The organism is Pedobacter sp. SYSU D00535 (genome assembly GCF_017355855.1).
Lineage (GTDB): Bacteria > Bacteroidota > Bacteroidia > Sphingobacteriales > Sphingobacteriaceae > Desertivirga.
Genome location: NZ_JAFEWD010000003.1, coordinates 449,871 through 469,957 on the forward strand (window position 1 = coordinate 449,871; position 20,087 = coordinate 469,957).

A 20,087-nucleotide genomic window follows, 5' to 3' on the forward strand; every position below is an offset into this window, starting at 1 on the left:
AAAAAGCAGAGCTTGTAGCTCTGCTTCTATATTTTAATGCGCTTTTGGCATAGCATCTATTCTTCTGATGTCAGCGCCAAGAGCCCGTAATCGGATATCGATGTCCTGATAGCCCCGCTCTATTTGCTCGATAGCGTGGATGATGGAACGCCCATTGGCTGACAGTGCTGCGATTAACAGAGAAACCCCGGCTCTGATGTCCGGAGACGTCATCTCGATGCCTCTTAATTTTACCTTATTATCAAGTCCCATGACCGTCGCCCTATGCGGGTCGCAAAGAATAATTTGCGCTCCCATATCGATTAGCTTATCTACAAAGAACAAGCGGCTTTCAAACATCTTCTGATGGATCATTACGTTGCCTTTCGCCTGAGTAGCTACCACTAAAACAATACTTAGAAGATCAGGGGTAAAGCCAGGCCAGGGTGCATCAGCTATGGTCAGAATAGAACCGTCAATAAAAGTGTCTATCTCATAGTGGGACTGAGCCGGAATGTAAATATCATCTCCCCGCAATTCCATCTGAATTCCTAGCCGGCGAAAAACATTAGGTATAATGCCAAGCTCCTGATATTGTACGTCTTTGATGGTAATCTCTGAACCCGTCATAGCCGCCAGGCCGATAAAAGATCCGATTTCAATCATATCAGGAAGTAGCCGGTGCTCAGTACCTCCCAATCTTTCGACACCTTCAATGGTAAGAAGGTTCGAACCAATGCCAGAGATCTTCGCACCCATTCTGTTCAGCATCTTACAGAGCTGTTGCAGGTAGGGTTCGCAGGCTGCATTGTAGATAGTAGTTATCCCTTTTGCGAGTACCGCTGCCATCACTACGTTAGCAGTTCCTGTTACAGATGCTTCGTCCAAGAGAATATAAGTACCTTTCAGATCAGTGGCGTCTACATTGAAGAAGTTGTTTTCTGCGTCGTAGATGAATTTGGCACCTAGTTTCTCAAAGCCAAGGAAATGCGTATCCAGCCTTCTACGACCAATCTTATCTCCCCCCGGCTTGGGAATTGCCGCTGTACCAAAACGCGCGAGCAAGGGGCCGACAATCATGATGGAGCCCCTTAAGCTTCCACCTTTTGATTTAAATACGTCGGACTTAAAGAAATCAAGATGAATATTTTTCGCTTCAAATGAATAGGTGTCTTTGCTTAGTCGTTCAACAACAACACCAAGGTCGCCAAGTAGCTCTATCAATTTATTCACATCCACAATGTCCGGGATGTTGCTGATAGTTACCTTTTCTTCTGTCAATAAAACGGCCGAAATTACCTGCAGGGCCTCGTTTTTTGCTCCCTGCGGTATAATTTCTCCTTTCAGCGGTTTTCCGCCGTGAATCTCAAATGCATTCATGGAATCAGTAAAAGATTTGACCTGCAGTATTAATAACGTTTGCCATTGCTTTTTCCACGGTTGCCCATGTTGTTGTTGCGGCCGGCGTTACTGTTCTGACGGTTCTTATTATTGTTGTTATTGTTGTTGGTGGGCATGCCACTTTTCTGGCGTACTCCAGGGGCGTTCGATCGTACCTCCACCTTACTCAAGCTCACGTTTTCCTGCAATATTAACTCGCCGTTTGATAACTCTCTGAGGTCGTTAATGATGGTCTCGTCCGCTACGGTATCCTTATTCCAGGTCACATAGGCCATTTTCATGAAATTGGCGATTGACTGGATCATTTGCTGTCTCCGAGGTTCATCTTCCACTTTTTTAGCCTTTTCAATCATTATCTCTACCGTCTTGCCATAATGTTTGAACTTTATGCGCTGCTGCGGATATCCAAGTGGCTCAGGTTTAAAATGAATTGCATCCTGAGACGGTTTCGGATAAGGAGAATCGACGTCTATTTTAAAGTCAGAAATGATGTGAAGGTGGTCCCATAGCTTATGTTTGAAGTCGGTCACATCGCGTAGGTGTGGATTCAAAAATCCCATCAAGTCAATAACAACCTGAGCATGTCTGTTGCGCTCCTCTTTAGTAGGAAGTGTACAGATGTATGCAACCATGTTTTGAACATTTCTTCCGTACTCAGCCAGGATTAACTTATCCCTTGTGCTATTATAATCAAATGTCATTGTAATTTTTTATCAGGGGAGAATTAGCTCCCAATCCCCGTATTGCAGTTTTTGCTAGAATTTTACGATACTATATCAAGCTTTACAAAAGCTATGCAATTTTGTTTCCCTTTATGAAAATTGCTGAGGGAAAACAGAATTTTAGGTTTGCCAACGATCCCTTCCCTGCAGAGGAAAAAGGTAAGAAGCTATAGATCGTATCCTGTTTCGGGGATAAAGATATATTAATTTTGCAAAGCGCAAAAGAAAATGTCGCTGCTTTTCTTTTGCGGCTGCTTTTGCCTAGTCTATAAATTCAAATTTGGTGTAAGGTACCAGCGCTGCTGGTATTCTTATCCCCCGTTCAGTCTGATTGTTTTCCAGTAGAGAGGCCACTATCCGTGGTAGCGCCAGCGCACTACCATTTAACGTGTGCGCAAGTTGAGCCTTTCCTTCCTTTCCCTTATAACGTAATTTAAGCCGGTTACTCTGAAAGGTTTCGAAATTTGACACAGAAGAAACTTCCAGCCAACGGGCTTGTGCAGCACACCACACTTCCATGTCGTAAGTTAAAGCAGATGCGAAACTCATATCACCACCGCAAAGGCGCAATACGCGGTAGGGTAGTTCCAGTTTTTGCAGTAGCGACTGTACGTGGCTGCTCATCTCTTCCAATATGTCATAGGATTTCTCGGGATGTGCTACCTGTACAATTTCAACTTTATCAAACTGATGCAGGCGATTTAGGCCACGAACATGAGCTCCGTAAGATCCAGCCTCGCGCCGGAAACAAGGGGTATAAGCGCAGTTTTTAACGGGAAGCTCTTCCTCTTTAAGAATCACATCCCTGTAAAGGTTAGTAACGGGTACCTCTGCCGTTGGGATCAAATACAAATTGTCGACGCCCACGTGGTACATCTGGCCTTCTTTGTCTGGAAGCTGTCCGGTACCAAAACCAGAAGCCTCGTTTACAACGATCGGAGGCAGCATCTCTCTATATCCGGCCTCTTCGGCCTGATCAAGAAAGAAGTTGATAAGAGCGCGTTGGAGTTTAGCCCCCTTGCCTTTGTAGACAGGAAATCCCGCTCCAGTTATCTTATTTCCTAATTCGAAATCAATAATATCATACTTTGCGGCTAGCTCCCAGTGAGGAAGTGCTGTCTCGGGCAATGACGGTTTTTCTCCGTGCTCGTAAGCTACCTCGTTATCTTCGGCTGTAGATCCTGTTGGAACAGAGCTGTGAGGAAGATTGGGTAGGAGTACGATTTTATTCTGCATATCCTCTTCGAACGCTACCAGCTGTTCTCCAAGGGTTTTTGCCTTTTCTTTTAATGCCGGAGTTTGTGCTTTTAGTGCTTCCGCCTGCTCTTTTTGTCCCTGGCGCATCAAATCGCCAATTTGCTTTGCTATGGCATTAGCTTCCGCTGAAGTTGCATCAAGTGTCGACTGGGTTTGACGTCTTTGTTCGTCTAGTGAAATTATTTCATCTACCAACTCTGGTTGCTTGAAATTTTTAACAGATAAACGTTCTAAAACTTTGTCCCTGTTTTCCCGGATATAACTAACTTGCAACATCTTTTATAAATTTCGACAAAGATATAAACAGTTTGGAGTTTAGAGTTTTTGAATTCGGAGAAATTCAAATCCGATAAGCCCGGACCAGAACATGAATATGAGCGGAAAATTGTACCTCGTTCCAACTCCAATCGGAAACTTAGAGGACATTACATTCAGAGCAATTAGGATCTTAAAGGAAGCGGATGTAATTCTAGCGGAAGATACCCGAACCAGCGCTCCCTTGTTGAAGCACTTTGGTATCGAAAAAAGAGTGTTTGCTCATCATCAGCATAATGAACACAAGGCTAGCAGCGAAATTGTGCGCTTTCTTAAAGAGGGGCAAAACGTTGCGCTGATTTCTGATGCAGGTACCCCTGCTATTTCAGATCCTGGTTTTTTTCTGGTTAGAGAGGTTCTCAAGAACGAGTTGCCTGTAGAATGCCTGCCTGGAGCCACCGCATTCGTTCCCGCTTTGGTCAATTCGGGTCTTCCTTCTGATCGTTTCACGTTTGAAGGTTTTCTGCCGGTAAAAAAGGGGCGTCAAACAAGACTGAAGGCACTGGTGGAGGAGGAGCGTACCATGATTTTTTATGAATCGCCGCATCGCCTGCTCAAAACGCTTGAAGAGTTTATTCAGTATTACGGGGAAGACCGTCAGGCTTCTGTCTCCCGCGAGCTTACTAAAGTATTTGAGGAAACAGTTCGAGGTACGCTTTCAGAAATAAAAAATCATTTCGAAAATAATACCCTGAAGGGAGAGTTTGTGATTTGTGTTGCAGGCAGAGAGTGAGCAGGTGAAGCAGCTACCTTGTTTTTTTAGTTTTAACTCTTAACTTCCATCTTAAAAACTATAAACCATGTCATTTGAACAATTCCTTACAGACGAACAAGATCCTAAGCCTGCGGAAAAGGTATTAGGCAAACTGCAGGATATGTTAGCCCCGGGGGAGCGTATTTTGTTCCTTGCAGTACAAAAAAAGCCGGCTGTAACCTTAATGCCCGATGCGATTATCGCCACAGACAAACGGATTGTCTTCTGTAGTCCTGGTAATCTTGGTCTTACCACCAACTTTCAGATTTTTCTTTGGAAGGATGTCAAAGAGGTATCGTTCAAGGAAGAGTTTTTCGGTGCCCGATTTACGATGGTTCCGCTGAAAGGAGAAAATGTAACGGTTGATTATATTCCGAAAGTGCAAGCGAGAAAGCTCTACCAGTTTTCCAGTCAACAGATCGAAGAACAAGGAAAACTGAGCCAGCAGAGCGAAGCCATCTCAGCTATTACTGCTCCTGTTCAAGTAGATATTCAAGGCGAGACAATAGCGCCGGCCCCCGCTCCGTTGGTAGAAGAGGAAGATGAATTGACACAGAAGCTTAAGAAACTGAAAGGCTTATTCGAGAAGCAGCTCATATCCCAGGAAGAATACGAAACTAAAAAAGCAGATATTTTATCGCAACTATAAACGTGCAAAGAAACTATACACTGGCGCTTGTGAGCGCTTTTTTACTTTGGCTTGCCTGGCCGCCCATGTCGTTTACGGCACCTTTACTGCTGATGGCATTTGTGCCCTTATTGCTAGCTGCCGAGAACCTCATCGCCTCAGAAGTTAAGAACAAAGGGAAAAAAGTATTTACCCTGGCTTTCCTTACCTTTTTTATCTGGAACACGTCCTGTATCTACTGGGTATTCAATTCCCTAAATGCAGTGATGCCTGTATGGCTGGCAGGAGTCATTTCGCTGATCCCGTTCGGTCTCGCGGCCTTTTTGATGACCTTAGCCTTCTGGCTTTACTTTCAGTTGCGTAAAGTAACTACTAAAAGCTGGAGCTATGCCGGTTTCATTTCTTTCTGGATCGGGTATGAGTTTTTGCACCAGACCTGGGATTTGGCCTTTCCCTGGATGACTTTGGGTAACGGCTTTGCCGAATCACACCGATTGGTACAGTGGTACGAGTTTACTGGAGTATATGGCGGCTCGCTTTGGATCCTCATTGCTAACGTCCTCGTGTTCGAGCTTTTTCTTTCCAATCGGGAAGATAAGCCTAATAAGAAACTTGCCGCTGTTTTGTCGGCTTGGGTCATGGTTCCAATTCTGCTATCATTTACCATGTATACCAAATACACGGAGCGGCAGAATCCCGCTAATGTGGTGGTGGTTCAACCTAACATCGATCCTTACGAGAAGTTTGGAAGTCTACCCGGGGCTGCTCAGATTGAAAAACTTATTCAGCTTTCTGATTCCCTTGCTCAGCCGAATACAGAATACTTTATCTGGCCCGAGACTGCCATTTCTGAATATGCCGACGAGTCGAGTATCAGAACCAATTCTAATTTTCTCCGGATTCAGCAGTTCCTGAATAAATACAAGAACGGTGCGGTTCTTTCTGGTATCGAGAGTTACTTGATGTACGATACTGCTAAAACGCCGACAGCACGATATGACGAACAGCGGGCGGCTTATTTTGATGCCTTCAATGCCGCCATTCAAATTGAGAATTCCTCTAACGTGCAGTTTTACCATAAATCGAAATTAGTACCCGGGGTGGAGCAAACTCCTTTTTCGTCGTCTTTAGCATTCCTTAAACCTGTTTTTGCCGCTTTTGGAGGATCAACAGGAGGATATGGGCTTCAGGATGAGCCTACAGTATTCTATGCTCAAAGCGGCATGGGGGTAGCGCCGGTAATCTGCTATGAATCAATTTGGGGAGAATATGTAAGTGATTATGTTGCAAAGGGAGCTCAGTTTATCGCGGTGATCACCAACGACGGCTGGTGGGGAAATACCGCCGGAAAAGATCAGCATCTGGCTTATGCAAAGCTTCGGGCGATCGAGACGAGGAGATGGGTAGCCCGATCGGCGAACACGGGAATATCGGCCTTTATAAATCAGCGGGGGGATGTTGTAAAGCAAAGCGAATGGTGGGAACCCACTGCGCTTGAAGCAGACATTAATCTAAATGAGGAATTAACCTTTTATGTGCGGACTGGGGATTATATTGCATTAATTGCCTCAGTAGCTTCCTTAGGTTTTCTGATGATATTGGTATTTAAGAGACTGGCGGCCCGGAAAAGAAAATAGACCTGCTTTATTAAAAAAAGAACGGTCAGGTAACAAAGGACACCTGACCGCTTGCTTAACCCTTAATCACCCAACCTTTGTTTTTCTTAAGAAAATACCTAGGTTTTGTTAGGGTTGATATAATAACGGCTTGAGGTCAATATTGTTCTGGATTTTATTGATTACCGTCGGGTTGCACCAGGTTACCTTTCAGGTCTTCCTGATCTAAACTGCCCGTTTGTTCTTCCTGAATTCTTTGCTGAATCGAATCTTCTCGTTGTATCATGTCAGCGACACTGGTTTCAGTGAGAATTTTTAAGGTCGCGTCACGTACATCTTTCATTACATCCCGTATCCCACAGTAGAGCTCGCTAGTACACTCTTCACATCGTTCGTAAAAGTTGAGACTTACGCAGGGAAGTAGCGCAATTGGCCCATCTATAACCCGGATGATGGCAGCTAACTTGATATCTTCTGCCTTTTTCATCAAATAGTAACCTCCGCCTGCACCCTTCTTGCTGCCCAAAAAGCCACTTCTTTTAAGCTCCAGCAAAATTGCCTCAAGAAATTTTTTGGGTAGCTGCTCTTTCTGTGCAATTTCAGAAATAAGCATGGGTTTATTCTCCTTATTTCTTGCCAAAGCCATTAAGGCTTTCACCGCATATTTCGTCTTTTTAGTTAACACAGCTATTATCTATAGGGTTAATAGCAAATATAGACTATTTCAGATAAAAATGCGGCTTACAGCAATTTAGGTGCAATCCTGTATATATTATATAGGGAAACAAGAATCACCACAAGTCCCACAATGATCATGATAGTTTTCACCGGTAATTTGCTCGCCAATCTTGCTGCAATTGGAGCAGCAATACTACCTCCTAAAATTAAACCAAGGATAATCTGAAAATGGTTCATTCCAAGGAAAAGGATGAACGTTACTGAACTCGAAAAGGCTACGAAAAACTCTGCAAGGTTAACGGAGCCGATGGTATAGCGCGCATTTCTTCCCCCGGCAAGTAAGGTTGAGGTTACAATCGGTCCCCATCCTCCACCTCCTATTGAGTCAAGAAAACCGCCTATAATAGCTAGAATCCCGATGTTTTTAGTCTTCTTCTTTTTTATCTTTGGAAGAAGCGCCTTTCTGATAATAATAAGTCCGAGTACGAGCGTATAGGCGCTCACGATGGGCTTTAGGAAGTGACTGTAGTCCTCCAGTGATGAAAGGATATAGGCGCCTGTAATCGCCCCAACAACTCCGGGAAGCAACAGGTTTCTGAATAGCTTATTATTGACGTTCCCAAACCGCAAATGCATCAGCCCTGATACTCCAGAGGTAAAAATTTCTGATGTATGAACACTGGCGCTTGCTGCTGCCGGACTTATTCCAAACGAAAGCAGGAAGGTGGTGGCACTTACTCCGTAAGCCATCCCCAGAGCACCATCTATCATTTGAGCGATAAATCCTCCAAGCATGTAAATAAGCAGGTTCTCATCAAACTGATTGGTCACCCAGGTAGTCGCTGTATTCACGTGATCGTAGGTAATATACGAAAACAGCAAATGCCCAAGCACCATCAGGCAGATCGACGCCGCAACATATAGGATCGTCTGAACTGTTTTTTTATGTCTAGGTGTTTCCGGCTCTGTCTTAACAGCTAAAACCGTCGTAATGTCGTTCAGCTGCCGCACTTTGTCAGAGAAATCGCCTTCCAGCGTATTCCGGATTTTTTCCATGTTTTCCAACACCTCATCAATTTCATTAGGGAAGGTGTCGTTCAACACGTCTTTTACTCTTTTGGCGATAGTTGGAGATTTGCCATTGGTGGAGATCGCAATTTTAAGGTTTCCTTTTTGAACCACTGATCCCAGGTAAAAGTCGCAAAAGTCAGGAGTATCCGCTACATTGGCCAGAATTCCCTTTTCTTTACACTCCCTTTGTATTTCAGCACTTACTGCTTTCTCGTTGATGGCAATGATAACCAGGTCAACTCCTGAAAGATCTTCCACCCGAAACGCCCTTTGTTCAAAAGGAACTTGATGCTCTGTCAAAAATTTCTCAACCGCAGGAATAACTTCTCTGCCTACTAGTTTAACTTTTGCTTTCGGGGTATTCTGAAATATTGCCCTTAGTTTTTCAAGGGCAACATTTCCTCCTCCAACTAGCAAGAGGTTCAGATTTTCCAGTTTCAGAAAAATAGGGAAGAGCGTATTGTGCTCTTTCGGCTGAACTAGCTCGTCCCTTTCTTCGCCAGCAGTTGTTGACATTTTTTCTTAGTTCTCGGGGTTGACCAGTTGTGAATTCCGGTATTCAGCAAGCTGCCGGTTAAAGATTTTTGACTGCTCAAGATAATACGCTGCAAACTCTCTGGTTGGCTCATTCTGATTGATCTGGTACACCAACTCATTGAATGTTGACGGAAGCGTAATCTTACCGGACGCAACGAACGTAGCATCGAAGTCTTTCACAATACCTGCCTGCGTGTTTGTTTTGACTCCTTCTGATACCAAAAGAGCCTTGGCTGAATTGATAAAGCCTGTATATGCATGGTAAATTGAATCCGCATAATCTTCCGCCTGAAACGAATCCTCGCTCCATTGAAGCCGCTCTTCAGCTTCATATAGAAGCGTAGCCACCAGGTCAATTAGTACGCTGGCACATTCACCTACCCCAATTTCTGGTTTATAAGGCTCGTTTTGTTCCCAATCGATGAAGTCATCTTCAGTGATATTCTCTTGTTTGCCAATAGGGTTCAACAAATCGTAGAAATAGATTTTTCCTTGTCTGTTGTAGTACTCGTTGAAGAGTTCGCCTTCTTGCGCATTGGCAAAATAGTCGTCCAGAAGGGTCCGCAATACCTGCGGGCCTCGCTTACTGGGTACTTTAATGATTTTCTCGGAAGCAACGCCTCCTCCATTTCCAGTCGGACCACCACCTAGTAAAACCTGTAATGCAGGAGCTACCAGCTTCCCAATTTTCATACTTGACCCGTGGAAACCAATTGCCGCCATGGCATGCTGGCCGCAGGAGTTGATACAACCGCTGATCTTAATAGTGATATCTTTGTTGAAAATTAAATCCGGGTATTCATTTAAGATAACTCTTTCCAGCTCTCTGGTGATACCGGTACTGTTGGAGATACCCAGGTTACAAGTGTCAGTTCCGGGGCAGGAAGTTACGTCAATTACACTTTCGAAGCCTGGAGCAGCAAGGTTCAGTTCGTTTAGTTTCTCAAATACGTATGGCAAACTTTCTTCTTTTACAAAGCGAAGCATAATGCCCTGGGTATTGGTAAGTCTGATATCATCCGCCGCCACCTCTGACACAAGAGCAGCCAGTTTGCGGGCAATTGGTGTTTTGATATCTCCGTTTTGTACTCTGATGCCTACTGAAACGTATCCCTGTTGTTTCTGTGGATAAATGTTAGTTTTTAACCACTGTTCGTACTGCGCAGGAGCAGTAATTTCTACCACCGGTACAGAAACAGTAGGTAATACAGGCTGAGCAACCTCTCTGTTTATTTTAAATACTTTGGATTTTAACGCAAGGCGTTCTTTTTCTGCAAGCTCCAGAAAAGCTTCAGCGCCCATGTCCTGGATCAGATATTTAAGTCTTGCTTTATGTCGTTTTGTGCGCTCACCGTAACGATCAAAGATTCTGATAACGGACTCAGCGAAAGGAATGATTAGATCTTCATGCAGAAACTCTGTAACAGGGACTGCAATATGAGGTTGGGAACCAAGCCCTCCGCCTAATACTACTTTAAATCCGCGAACTTCTTCGCCATCTACCACTTTGATCTTAGGAACAAAACCAAGGTCGTGCATGAACGCAAAAGCAGAGTCTTTTTCAGAAGAAGAAAAGGCTATTTTAAACTTACGGCCCATGTCCTGCGAGATCGGGTTTCTAAGCAGATATTCGAAAAATGCATGGGCATAAGGAGTTACATCGAAAGGTTCTTCCGGATCAACGCCAGCCATTGCAGAGCCGGTTACGTTCCTTACCGTGTTACCACAAGCTTCCCTTAAGGTGATTGAGTCCTTTTCAAGCTCTGTCCAAAGCTCAGGCGTGCGGTCTAAGCTGACAAAGTGAATCTGTATATCCTGACGTGTTGTTATATGTAGATTTCCTGTTGCGTACTCGTCCGAAACATCAGATATTTTTAATAGCTGGCGAGTGGTTACTTTACCGTAAGGTAGTTTTATACGCACCATCTGAACCCCCTGCTGACGCTGCCCATACACACCACGGGCCAGACGCAAGCTCCGGAACTTTTCCTCATGAATCTTGCCTTCTCTGAATAACCTGATCTTTTTCTCAAGCTCTATAATATCCTTTTGTACGATCGGGTTTTCCAGTTCAGTTCTAAAACCTTGCATTTCCTATAGAATTAATAGTTTATCTTGCAATATTACGAATTAAAACTTTTTTGTTGAAATCAAATTTAAAAAGCCCGGCACTTATGACAGAGAACTTACGTGGCATTTCTAACTTCTATCCCCGGCGGAGGAAACCAGCCTTTTCAAATGTGGATAACCTAAGCTGTTCAAGATCAGTTTTAAGTTTTATTCTTCTTGTTCCTTTTGTTGCTTTATCCACAATTGGTGTATCTTTAGGCTTTAACACAGACTATGGCAGAGGTAAATATCCCACGACTAGATCTTAATAATTATCTTATTGGATCTCCGGATCAAAAGAAGAAGTTTTCGGACGAAATAGGGAAGGCGTTTAACGACACGGGTTTCGTCACTATCGCGAATCACGGTTTGACGCAGTCGCTTATTGACGAGTTATATGGTGAGGTGAAAAAGTTTTTCGAGCTTCCTGATGAGACAAAAGCAAAGTATGAGAAACCTGAATTGGCTGGACAACGTGGTTATACAAGCAAGGGAAAAGAGAAGGCGAAAGATTCCAAAACACCCGATTTGAAGGAGTTCTGGCAACGCGGGCAAACGGTTACGGATGGCGATCCTATTCAACAAGTTTATCCCGATAATGTGCAGGTCGAAGAGCTGCCTCGATTCAACGAGGTTACGCGGGAAGTTTATGAGCGACTTGAGTACGCCGGGAGACACCTGCTAAAGGCCATAGCAGTTTACCTGGGCTTAAACGAAGATTATTTTGAGGAAAAAGTTCACAATGGAAATTCCATTTTAAGAGCGATCCATTATTTCCCTCTAGAAAATCCGGATGCCTTGCCTCCTGATGCGGTTCGAGCAGGAGCTCACGAGGACATCAACTTAATCACTTTGTTGATAGGCGCCAGTGCTGACGGGTTGGAAGTGCTTACACGAAACGGCGACTGGTATCCCGTTAAGGCAAAGGTGGAGGATATCGTAGTGAACGTGGGCGACATGCTGCAACGTCTGACAAACAACAAGCTGAAATCAACAACACACCGGGTTGTTAATCCTCCAAGGGAACTGATGAAGACATCGCGCTACTCGGTACCTTTCTTCCTGCACCCTAAGGGAGATATGGACCTTACTTGTCTTGATATTTGTATTGATGAACAACATCCGAAGGCTTATTCGGATATGACTGCAGGAGAGTATTTGGACGAACGTTTGCGGGAGATCGGTTTGAAGAAGTAGAATTAAAAAAGTATTTGTTTAAACATTGAAACTATAAAATCCGTTTGTCACTTGGCAGCGGATTTTTTGTTTCGAAAGATCTTTTTGCCCTGCGAGAAAAGATTATTCTTTTTTTGCGATAGAAGCTTATATCCTGCCATAACATTTATTTGTTTTTATGATCGATATTAAAAATGTATTCAGCTACCCAATAGACGAACGGTATACTAAGAGAGTAGCTTACTTTTCTATGGAATTTGCTGTAGACCAAGCGCTGAAAATTTACAGTGGCGGCCTGGGTTTTTTGGCCGGGAGTCATCTGCGCAGCGCCTACGAGTTAAAGCAAAACCTGATAGGAATTGGAATGCTATGGAAATATGGCTACTATGATCAGGAGCGCGACACCAATGCAAATATGAAATCCTCCTATGTCGAAAAAAATTATTCTTTTTTGGAGGATACCGGAATTGTCTTCACTGTTCCTGTTCATAATTCACCTGTGCATGTTAAAGCCTTTTTACTCAGACCAGAAGTTTTTGGCTCTGCTCCGTTATTCCTGCTAAGTACCGATCTGCCGGAAAACGACAGTCTGGCCCGCACCATCACTCACCGGCTTTACGATTCGAATGAACAAACACGCATTGCGCAGTCGATTATTCTGGGCACAGGAGGGGCAATGCTACTGGACATCCTGAACTATGATACCGAGGTGTATCATATGAATGAGGGACATTCGTTATCCTTGAATTTTTATCTCTACTCTAAGTTCCGAAGTCTGGAAGAAGTAAAAAAACGCGTCGTATTTACGACGCATACACCGGAAGCGGCAGGAAACGAAGAGCATTCTTTCGGAATTTTGAAGGATATGGGTTTCTTTTATCACCTGCAAGAGCATGAAGTAAGACACTTGCTTGGAATTGATAGCTGGAACCTCAATTATACCTTGGCTGCTTTGAAGTTTGCCCGTCGCGCTAATGCAGTATCCGCGATGCATGGAGACGTATCAAGAGATATGTGGAACGGCAATAGCGGAATTTGTGAGATCATCTCGATAACTAACGCTCAAAATAAAACGTATTGGGCTGATCCTGTTTTGGATCGGGCAATTGCAGCGGATGATGATACTGTTATCCTAGAAAGGAAAAGAGAGCTAAAGCGGATGCTTTTTAAAGAAGTGGCCAATCAGACCGGGAAGCTTTTTGATGAAAACGTCCTGACTGTAGTTTGGGCGCGGAGATTTGCAGCCTACAAAAGAGCTGACTTATTAATGTACAACTGGGGACGGTTTCTTTCCCTGATCAACAATGCCAAATATCCAATACAGGTTATCTGGGCCGGTAAACCTTATCCGGAAGACTACGGAGCTATTGGTCTTTACAACCATATTATCAACCGCGTGAAGCCTATTCGAAACTGTGCTGTCCTGACCGGATACGAACTCGGGCTTTCAGGTCTCCTCAAAAAAGGGTCTGACGTTTGGTTAAACAACCCGCGGCTTTACAGGGAGGCTTCTGGTACAAGTGGTATGACCGCGGCAATGAACGGTAGTATTAATCTGTCTATCCCTGATGGATGGATCCCCGAATTTGCGAAAGACAAAGAGAATTTGTTCTTAATTCCGACGGCTAATCAGGAACTTTATCAGGAGGAAAAAGACAAGGAAGAAGCAATGAATTTGGTGGATATTTTAGAAAAAGAAGTGCTGCCGATGTATTATGTCAATCAAAGCGGCTGGTTGTCTATGTTAAAGCGCGCAGCTCGCGACGTGAGCCCTGCCTTCGAAGCCGGACGGATGGCCGAGGAATACTATCAGAAAATGTATAATTATTAAGATCTTTTTATCAGGACCCAGTAAAAAAGCTTCTTATTTAAGAAGCTTTTTTTATTTAGGGCAATAGAATTAACCTCCATCTTCTTTTATTTCCACTGTTTGTAATAGTATTAATTCATGGTAAAATAATAAAACCTTTATTTAACCATGTCGTATAAGCTGCCAACGATTAAGCCTATTTAATAATTATTAGTAGTTATAGTCACCAAATTGCCGGACCAATTGGTACAGCCTTTATAAGCTAAACGCCTCTCAATTGCTTCCGGAAGATTACGCTCATAGCGAAATCTCCTTTGTTTGACCACCTAAACATTATTGATAAGCACATCTCTGCAAAGAGAGATGTGTGCCGGCTGGCGGGGCTTTTTCTTGAAGAAATAATCTAACATCACAATAATTACTGCTCAATGCACTGTAATGTAATTGATATTAAAAAAAACAGTTCCTTTTTTCGAAATACTTTTTTCCCTCCCTTCCTTCTATTAATCTGTTTGCTTGTCAGTTTTTCGGGTTTAACAGCGGCAGAACGACATTGGGTGGGAACGGCCTCCGACAGTAATTGGGATAACACGAATAACTGGTCTACGACGGCTGGTGGACCAGGAGGGGCAAGTCTGCCGGGGGCTGCAGACGATGTCTACTTCAACCCGCAAAACTCATACAATTGCTGGATCGGTTCTGCTATTAACGTTGCAAGTATCAATATCAGAGCGGGCTATACTGCTGTGGTGTCGATAAGTGCTAATATTGAAGTGGCCGGCACTTTCAAAATGGAAAGTGGAGTCTTTATAGGCAGTGATAACAGTATTACCATTAAGGGAGACTTTTTATTAAGCGGAGGGGCGTTCAACTCTACTTCCGGGACGCTCGATCTCTCTGGCAATGCTACTTTTAATTCAGATTTCGTCGCGAACAGTGGCACGGTAAGGTTCAATCTTAAAAATCACAGTACTATTCAGGGGACAGGTGGTACGATTTCTTTTTACAATGTAATATTCAATAATACAGGCGGGAGCTGGATTAATACCGATCTTTCTTCGGCAACTCCATTTGTGGTCAATGGGAATCTAGAGTTCGCGGGCACTTACAGAGTTTGGCTGCGATCTGGTATTATTCAGGTGAAAAAGGATATCCTGCTACAAAATACCGGAAATGGAGGAGGAGGTTCTACAACGATTGAACTAACGGGCAATTCCAATCAGACCATTTACGGGAATGTATTAGAAGGGCGATCGGGACTACCTTCTCTAAAAATAAACAAGCCTTCCGGTACTCTTTTCCTCATTGGAACTGTGACGCTAGGGGGAGATTTTAGACATCTTTCAGGCAATGTCGATCCAGGTACTTCGCAGGTCTCGTCTGTTCCTGAGGGTGACATTACCTTTGAAGGGTCCTTCAGCTTTTACAACTTCGCTTACAAACCTGTCTGGAACGGGAATTTTAGTATGTCATCTTCCACAAATATTACAATTCTTAATGATCTTGTAATCGGCGGACAGTACAATGCTACTTTTCACACAGGGACTCTCACAGCAAAGGGCAATATCTATATCAATAATAACGGAGATAATGACTGGGGCTCGGCCACTTTTGTGCTAGCCGGTACAGGCAACCAGACCATTGTTGCGAATAGCCCTTTAAACAAAGGGAAACTGCCGGGTGTCACAATCAACAAACCTTCGGGCATTCTTACGCTCCCGGGCCTTCTAAATGTTACTGGAAACTGGACCCATATGCAGGGACAACTGGATGTTTCCAGTAATAATTCTACTGTTGCTTTTTGCGGAAATAACACAATCACCGGAACGCATACCCTTAATCATGTAATTTTCTCGGGGCGTTATTCCAGCAATTATTCCTATTCACTCTCATCCGGAACTGTTCTCTCCCTGGCGGGGTCACTATCTCTTGAAGGAGTTGGGAATCTGGGAATAAATGGCGGTGAAATTAGAATTGGGGGGAATTTAAATGTAAATAATACGGCATTAAGTGGAGGGGGAACTACGCTGTTGACTTTTGTCGGAAGTGGGGATCAGTACATTACTGGTAACGTATCAAGCAAACAATCGAGGCTTCCCTCTGTGAAAATTGAAAAGCCGTCTGGCAAACTCGTTTTTCCGTCCTTGATGACCGTTTATGGCAACTGGGATTATCAATCAGGACTGCTCGACGTTACTACTAATAGCTCCACCGTCATTTTTAACGGTCGACAAAGTTTTCTGGGAAAGTACCACGAGCTAAATAACGTGACCTTTTTATCGGAAACTAACGAGGAGGTGAATTTTGGAACCAGTCAGGTGGGGGTGAATGGCCATTTAAAGTTTGAAGGAACAACCGGGCTCAATTTATACTCCGGTAGCAGTACCGCAAGCATTTTCGCCAAGGGCGATATTACGGTATCTAATACTTCTTTTGATGGAAGTGGTACAGCAATTATCGAGATCAGCGGAAGCGGGAACCAGAATTTTACCGGGAATGCTGTTGCGGCCACGGGCAATTTGTCCTCGATTGTTATTAACAAAGCCTCCGGGACACTCACCCTAAGCAATACTATTTCTGTTCGTCATAATTGGAAGCATGTCGCCGGATTAGTCGATCCCTCCAATTCTACGGTTGTGTTCGCGAACAGCGCGAATAGCAAGGAACTCAGTACTGCCGGGATGAATTTTAACAATCTCGTTTGTTATGCCGGTCCCGTTTATCTTAAAACTAATATCAGCCTGATGGGTAATTTGAGTTTCTCAAATGGTACTCTTTACTCTGATGGGAAGAATATCTCTTTAAAGGGCAACTGGCAGAGCAGTAGCAAAGACAGGTTTGTAGAATCAACGGGCATAGTAACTCTAAACGGAGCAGGAGCTCAAGTTATTTCTTGTTCTGGCGGCGAAACCTTTACTAATCTGTCGCTAAGCGGCTCTAACTATAAAACCTTTGCGGATAATGTGACCGTCACCAACAAACTGACATTCAATGGGGGAATTATTCAAACCGGTAGCAATAAACTTTCAATCTCATCCGGAGCAACGGTGGAGAAGCTAGCTGCAAATTCTTTCGTTTATGGGAATCTGGAAAAATATATTGCTGCGGGAACTAATATTACTCAAACTTTTGAAGTAGGTAATCTTTCAGAATATACCCCGGCTGTATTGACCTTTCCTACGGTTTCGAGTCCGGGCACAATTATCGTTAGCGCTATAGACGGCGATCATCCTCAACTCTCGTCGTCAGGGCTTGATATATCAAAGTCGGTCAACTCCTACTGGGCTTTATCTAACTGGGGAGTATCGCCGTTGCTTTATAATTTGACCCTTCACTTTAATTCAGCTAGTGCTGATCCTGGTGTCGATTACACTAAATTAAAAACAGGACTATATGCAGGCGCTACCTGGACGGCAAAAACCGTGAATAGCCGAAGCGCCTCTATGGTACAGATGAATTCTCTTTCCACTACCGGAGCGTATCAAATAGCAGAGCCCCTTATTGCAGCTGTAAGCATTACCGCTAACCTGAGTGGCGAGATTTGTTATGGAACAGACATTACCTTCACTGCAACTTCCGAAAACGGAGGACCGGCGCCCACCTACCAATGGAAAGTAGACGGCAATAATGTAGGGACTAATAGCACTACTTTTTCAAGCAATTCACTTGTCAGCTCCAATGTGGTTACCTGTACATTGACTTCGAGCTATCCTTTAATAAGCGGAACGGTCACTTCAAATACCATCGCCCCTACAATTAGTTCCGGGAAATGGCTGGGTACAGTGAGTAGCGATTGGAATAATGCCAACAACTGGTGCGGCGGAATTCCATCTTCCAATGTCGACGTCGTCATTAGTTCGGGCACACCATACATGCCGGCGATTGCTGCAAATGGCCAGTGTCGGAACCTTACGATTCAGGCTGGCGCCACCCTCACCTTAAATGAGGCGGGTATCTCCATTGCGGGAAATCTGGTAAATGATGGTGTTTTAAATACCGGCAACAATCTGGTCTCCTTTAATGGAAGCGGAGCACAGGAAATAGGCGGACAAAGTTCGAATAGCTTCAGTAAAATCGCTTTTGAAGGAGGAGGAACCAAGCTTTTAACTGCTGCGGTTAATGTTTCTGACTTAGTGACTGTAAAGGACGCTACCGTTTTAAACTCAAACGGAAACCTGACGCTACTTGCAACAGCAACTTCCAACGCAAATATCGGCGCCTTGCAAAACGGAGCTGCTGTCCAGGGTGATGTGAATGTGCAATCTTTCTTCACAGGGGGCGACCTTTCCTATCGGGGAACACGCATCGTTTCCAGTCCCATCAATGATGCTCAGAGCGGCGCTAATACTACGTTCAAGAATTTGCAGCAGTCGATAATCATAACTGGGCCGGGTGGAGAAAACAATGGCTTTGATAAGGGAGGAACCGTTAATCCCAATGGCGCCTCGCTGCTCCGGTACGATGAGACAGTAGACCAATCTAAAAGCCAGTATAAAAATGTGAGTCATATATCCGAAACGGTAGAACCCGGAGAAGGCTTTTACTTATTTTACCGTGGTAGCAGATCCAATTATGCCAATAAAGTAAATGCCCCTTATGCTAATCCTGAAAGTGTGACAGTCACCTACAAGGGTGCAGTTAATCAGGGTAACATCACCAGAAATCTTACCTACAACTATTACCCGAACGAACCCTTCAATGGCTTCAACTTAGTCGGAAATCCTTATCCTGCCATCATCGACTGGGAAGCGGTGATTAGAACGAACACCAGCAACGAAATCAGGATTATTAAACCAACTGGCGGTTGCATTACCTATAGTGGCGGGTTCAGTTTAAATGCCGGCGACCAGAACTTTCGATACATCCAGCCGGGGCAGGGATTCTTTGTTAAAGCCACCGGACCAGGAGCGTCTATAACCTTTACAGAGAGTGCGAAAGATTTTTCTACTGCCCCGGGCCGCTTGCTTGCTTTACAAGAGGGCTCATCAGTAAAAACAGGTATATCAAGTGCTAAAACGGCTGCTTTGCCACCTGTTTCGGCTAAAGTATTACGATTCAATTTGCAGGACGCAAAAAATACGGAGGAAGCCTTGATCGTATTTTCTTCAGGTAAGTCTGCGCAAGCCGATCTTGACGACGCTGTGTTTTTTACTGGAAGTACAGCCGCTGCCAGTACCTTATCAGACGATAGTGTACGACTGGCAATTAACTTTATGCCGGATATAGCTGAGGTGGAAAAAGTGCGCTTGCATGTGGACGGCGGTTCGGGCAGCGTCAGATTAAACTTCACTGATATTGCTAGCCTTAGTGACAATGAGATCTTTTTAAAGGATAACTTCCTCAATAAGATAATCGACATAAAAGAGAATCGTTCTTACGAGTTTTCCATCGATAGAAAAAACACTAAAACTTTTGGTGCAAGCAGGTTTAACTTGTTATTTACCCCACGATCTGTACTGCCGGGAGAAGTCTTGAAGCTGCAGGCGCGAAAAGCGTATACTGCCGTGGTGCTCGATTGGGAGCTAAAGCACACCGGTCGAGCCTTCAAATACGTCGTAGAGCGATCCTCAGATAAAAGTGAGTTTGAGCCGGCAGGAGAGGTGAAGGCAAATGCAGAATCACTTAACTATTTTTTCACTGACGTGGAGCCTTTACAGGGATTAAACTACTACCGTATTAAACAGGTTAATGTAGACGGAAAGTCGTACTATTCTACCGTTAAAGAAGTGAACTACACTGATGCTATTCCTGAAATTCAAGCTTACCCCAATCCTGCGTCCGAAATCCTAAATATCAAATTTGTTGATCGGGCGAAACCGGTCACCGTGAGAGTGTATAACCTTTTCGGATCGCTTGTGAAAGAACAGTCATTTCAGCCGGATGAGCAAATACAAGTGGATGTTAAGAGCCTAAACCCGAATGTGTATGTGCTTCAGTTGAACGACACCATGAGCGGGAAAACAGTGAGTAAATTAAAATTCGTTAAAGATTAATGCTTGTATTTTGAAAAAGGGGAAATTCTTAATTTTTAATC

The 20,087-nt window shown here is 43.9% G+C and carries 12 protein-coding genes; 6 read left to right on the forward strand and 6 right to left on the reverse strand.

The features are described 5' to 3' along the window. Positions 1-33 precede the first annotated feature (33 nt). The 3 genes from murA to serS form a co-directional block, all read right to left on the reverse strand. On the reverse strand, positions 34-1,359 hold the full coding sequence (murA, locus tag J4N23_RS10040) for a UDP-N-acetylglucosamine 1-carboxyvinyltransferase (RefSeq protein WP_207426911.1): 1,326 nt from the start codon (positions 1,357-1,359) through the stop codon (positions 34-36). 29 nt (positions 1,360-1,388) lie between these two features. Beyond that, a complete protein-coding gene (locus J4N23_RS10045) occupies positions 1,389-2,081 on the reverse strand; it encodes a DUF4290 domain-containing protein (RefSeq protein WP_207426913.1) in 693 nt (230 codons plus the stop codon). A gap of 282 nt (positions 2,082-2,363) precedes the next feature. Further along, on the reverse strand, positions 2,364-3,635 hold the full coding sequence (gene serS, locus J4N23_RS10050; RefSeq protein WP_207426916.1) for a serine--tRNA ligase: 1,272 nt from the start codon (positions 3,633-3,635) through the stop codon (positions 2,364-2,366). 97 nt (positions 3,636-3,732) lie between these two features. Between serS and rsmI the strand changes: the two genes are divergently transcribed. The 3 genes from rsmI (at position 3,733) to lnt (ending at position 6,693) form a co-directional block, all read left to right on the forward strand. After that, a complete protein-coding gene (rsmI, locus tag J4N23_RS10055; RefSeq protein ID WP_207426918.1) occupies positions 3,733-4,407 on the forward strand; it encodes a 16S rRNA (cytidine(1402)-2'-O)-methyltransferase in 675 nt (224 codons plus the stop codon). A gap of 67 nt (positions 4,408-4,474) precedes the next feature. Next, positions 4,475-5,077: a PH domain-containing protein gene (locus tag J4N23_RS10060; RefSeq protein ID WP_207426920.1), complete on the forward strand. Its 603-nt coding sequence runs from the start codon at positions 4,475-4,477 to the stop codon at positions 5,075-5,077. Between the two features lie 2 nt (positions 5,078-5,079). After that, positions 5,080-6,693: an apolipoprotein N-acyltransferase gene (gene lnt / locus J4N23_RS10065; RefSeq protein WP_207426922.1), complete on the forward strand. Its 1,614-nt coding sequence runs from the start codon at positions 5,080-5,082 to the stop codon at positions 6,691-6,693. A gap of 154 nt (positions 6,694-6,847) precedes the next feature. Here lnt and J4N23_RS10070 read toward each other — a convergent pair whose 3' ends face one another. Genes J4N23_RS10070 through J4N23_RS10080 form a run of 3 tightly spaced genes read right to left on the reverse strand, consistent with a single transcriptional unit; the run spans position 6,848 to position 11,049 of the window. Further along, positions 6,848-7,357 (reverse strand): Rrf2 family transcriptional regulator, encoded by a 510-nt coding sequence (locus J4N23_RS10070; RefSeq protein WP_207426924.1) that lies wholly within the window; start codon positions 7,355-7,357, stop codon positions 6,848-6,850. Positions 7,358-7,413: 56 nt separating this feature from the next. Further along, positions 7,414-8,937: a TSUP family transporter gene (locus J4N23_RS10075; RefSeq protein ID WP_207426929.1), complete on the reverse strand. Its 1,524-nt coding sequence runs from the start codon at positions 8,935-8,937 to the stop codon at positions 7,414-7,416. 6 nt (positions 8,938-8,943) lie between these two features. Then, positions 8,944-11,049: a HEPN domain-containing protein gene (locus tag J4N23_RS10080; protein ID WP_207426931.1), complete on the reverse strand. Its 2,106-nt coding sequence runs from the start codon at positions 11,047-11,049 to the stop codon at positions 8,944-8,946. Between the two features lie 252 nt (positions 11,050-11,301). Here J4N23_RS10080 and J4N23_RS10085 point away from each other — a divergent pair, with 252 nt between their 5' ends. The 3 genes from J4N23_RS10085 (at position 11,302) to J4N23_RS10095 (ending at position 20,046) form a co-directional block, all read left to right on the forward strand. Next, a complete protein-coding gene (locus J4N23_RS10085; RefSeq protein WP_207426932.1) occupies positions 11,302-12,264 on the forward strand; it encodes an isopenicillin N synthase family oxygenase in 963 nt (320 codons plus the stop codon). Between the two features lie 157 nt (positions 12,265-12,421). Beyond that, complete coding sequence (gene glgP, locus J4N23_RS10090; RefSeq protein ID WP_207426933.1) at positions 12,422-14,074, forward strand: alpha-glucan family phosphorylase; 1,653 nt, start codon at positions 12,422-12,424, stop codon at positions 14,072-14,074. Between the two features lie 491 nt (positions 14,075-14,565). Beyond that, positions 14,566-20,046 (forward strand): T9SS type A sorting domain-containing protein, encoded by a 5,481-nt coding sequence (locus J4N23_RS10095; RefSeq protein WP_207426934.1) that lies wholly within the window; start codon positions 14,566-14,568, stop codon positions 20,044-20,046. The last annotated feature ends 41 nt before the right edge of the window (positions 20,047-20,087 follow it).

Bases quoted from the DNA above. Each gene is read 5' to 3' on its own strand.
- murA (WP_207426911.1), bottom strand. From the start codon at position 1,359: ATGAATGCATTTGAGATTCACGGCGGAAAACCGCTGAAAGGAGAAATT.
- J4N23_RS10045 (WP_207426913.1), bottom strand. From the start codon at position 2,081: ATGACATTTGATTATAATAGCACAAGGGATAAGTTAATCCTGGCTGAG.
- serS (WP_207426916.1), bottom strand. From the start codon at position 3,635: ATGTTGCAAGTTAGTTATATCCGGGAAAACAGGGACAAAGTTTTAGAA.
- rsmI (WP_207426918.1), top strand. From the start codon at position 3,733: ATGAGCGGAAAATTGTACCTCGTTCCAACTCCAATCGGAAACTTAGAG.
- J4N23_RS10060 (WP_207426920.1), top strand. From the start codon at position 4,475: ATGTCATTTGAACAATTCCTTACAGACGAACAAGATCCTAAGCCTGCG.
- J4N23_RS10075 (WP_207426929.1), bottom strand. From the start codon at position 8,937: ATGTCAACAACTGCTGGCGAAGAAAGGGACGAGCTAGTTCAGCCGAAA.
- J4N23_RS10080 (WP_207426931.1), bottom strand. From the start codon at position 11,049: ATGCAAGGTTTTAGAACTGAACTGGAAAACCCGATCGTACAAAAGGAT.
- J4N23_RS10085 (WP_207426932.1), top strand. From the start codon at position 11,302: ATGGCAGAGGTAAATATCCCACGACTAGATCTTAATAATTATCTTATT.
- glgP (WP_207426933.1), top strand. From the start codon at position 12,422: ATGATCGATATTAAAAATGTATTCAGCTACCCAATAGACGAACGGTAT.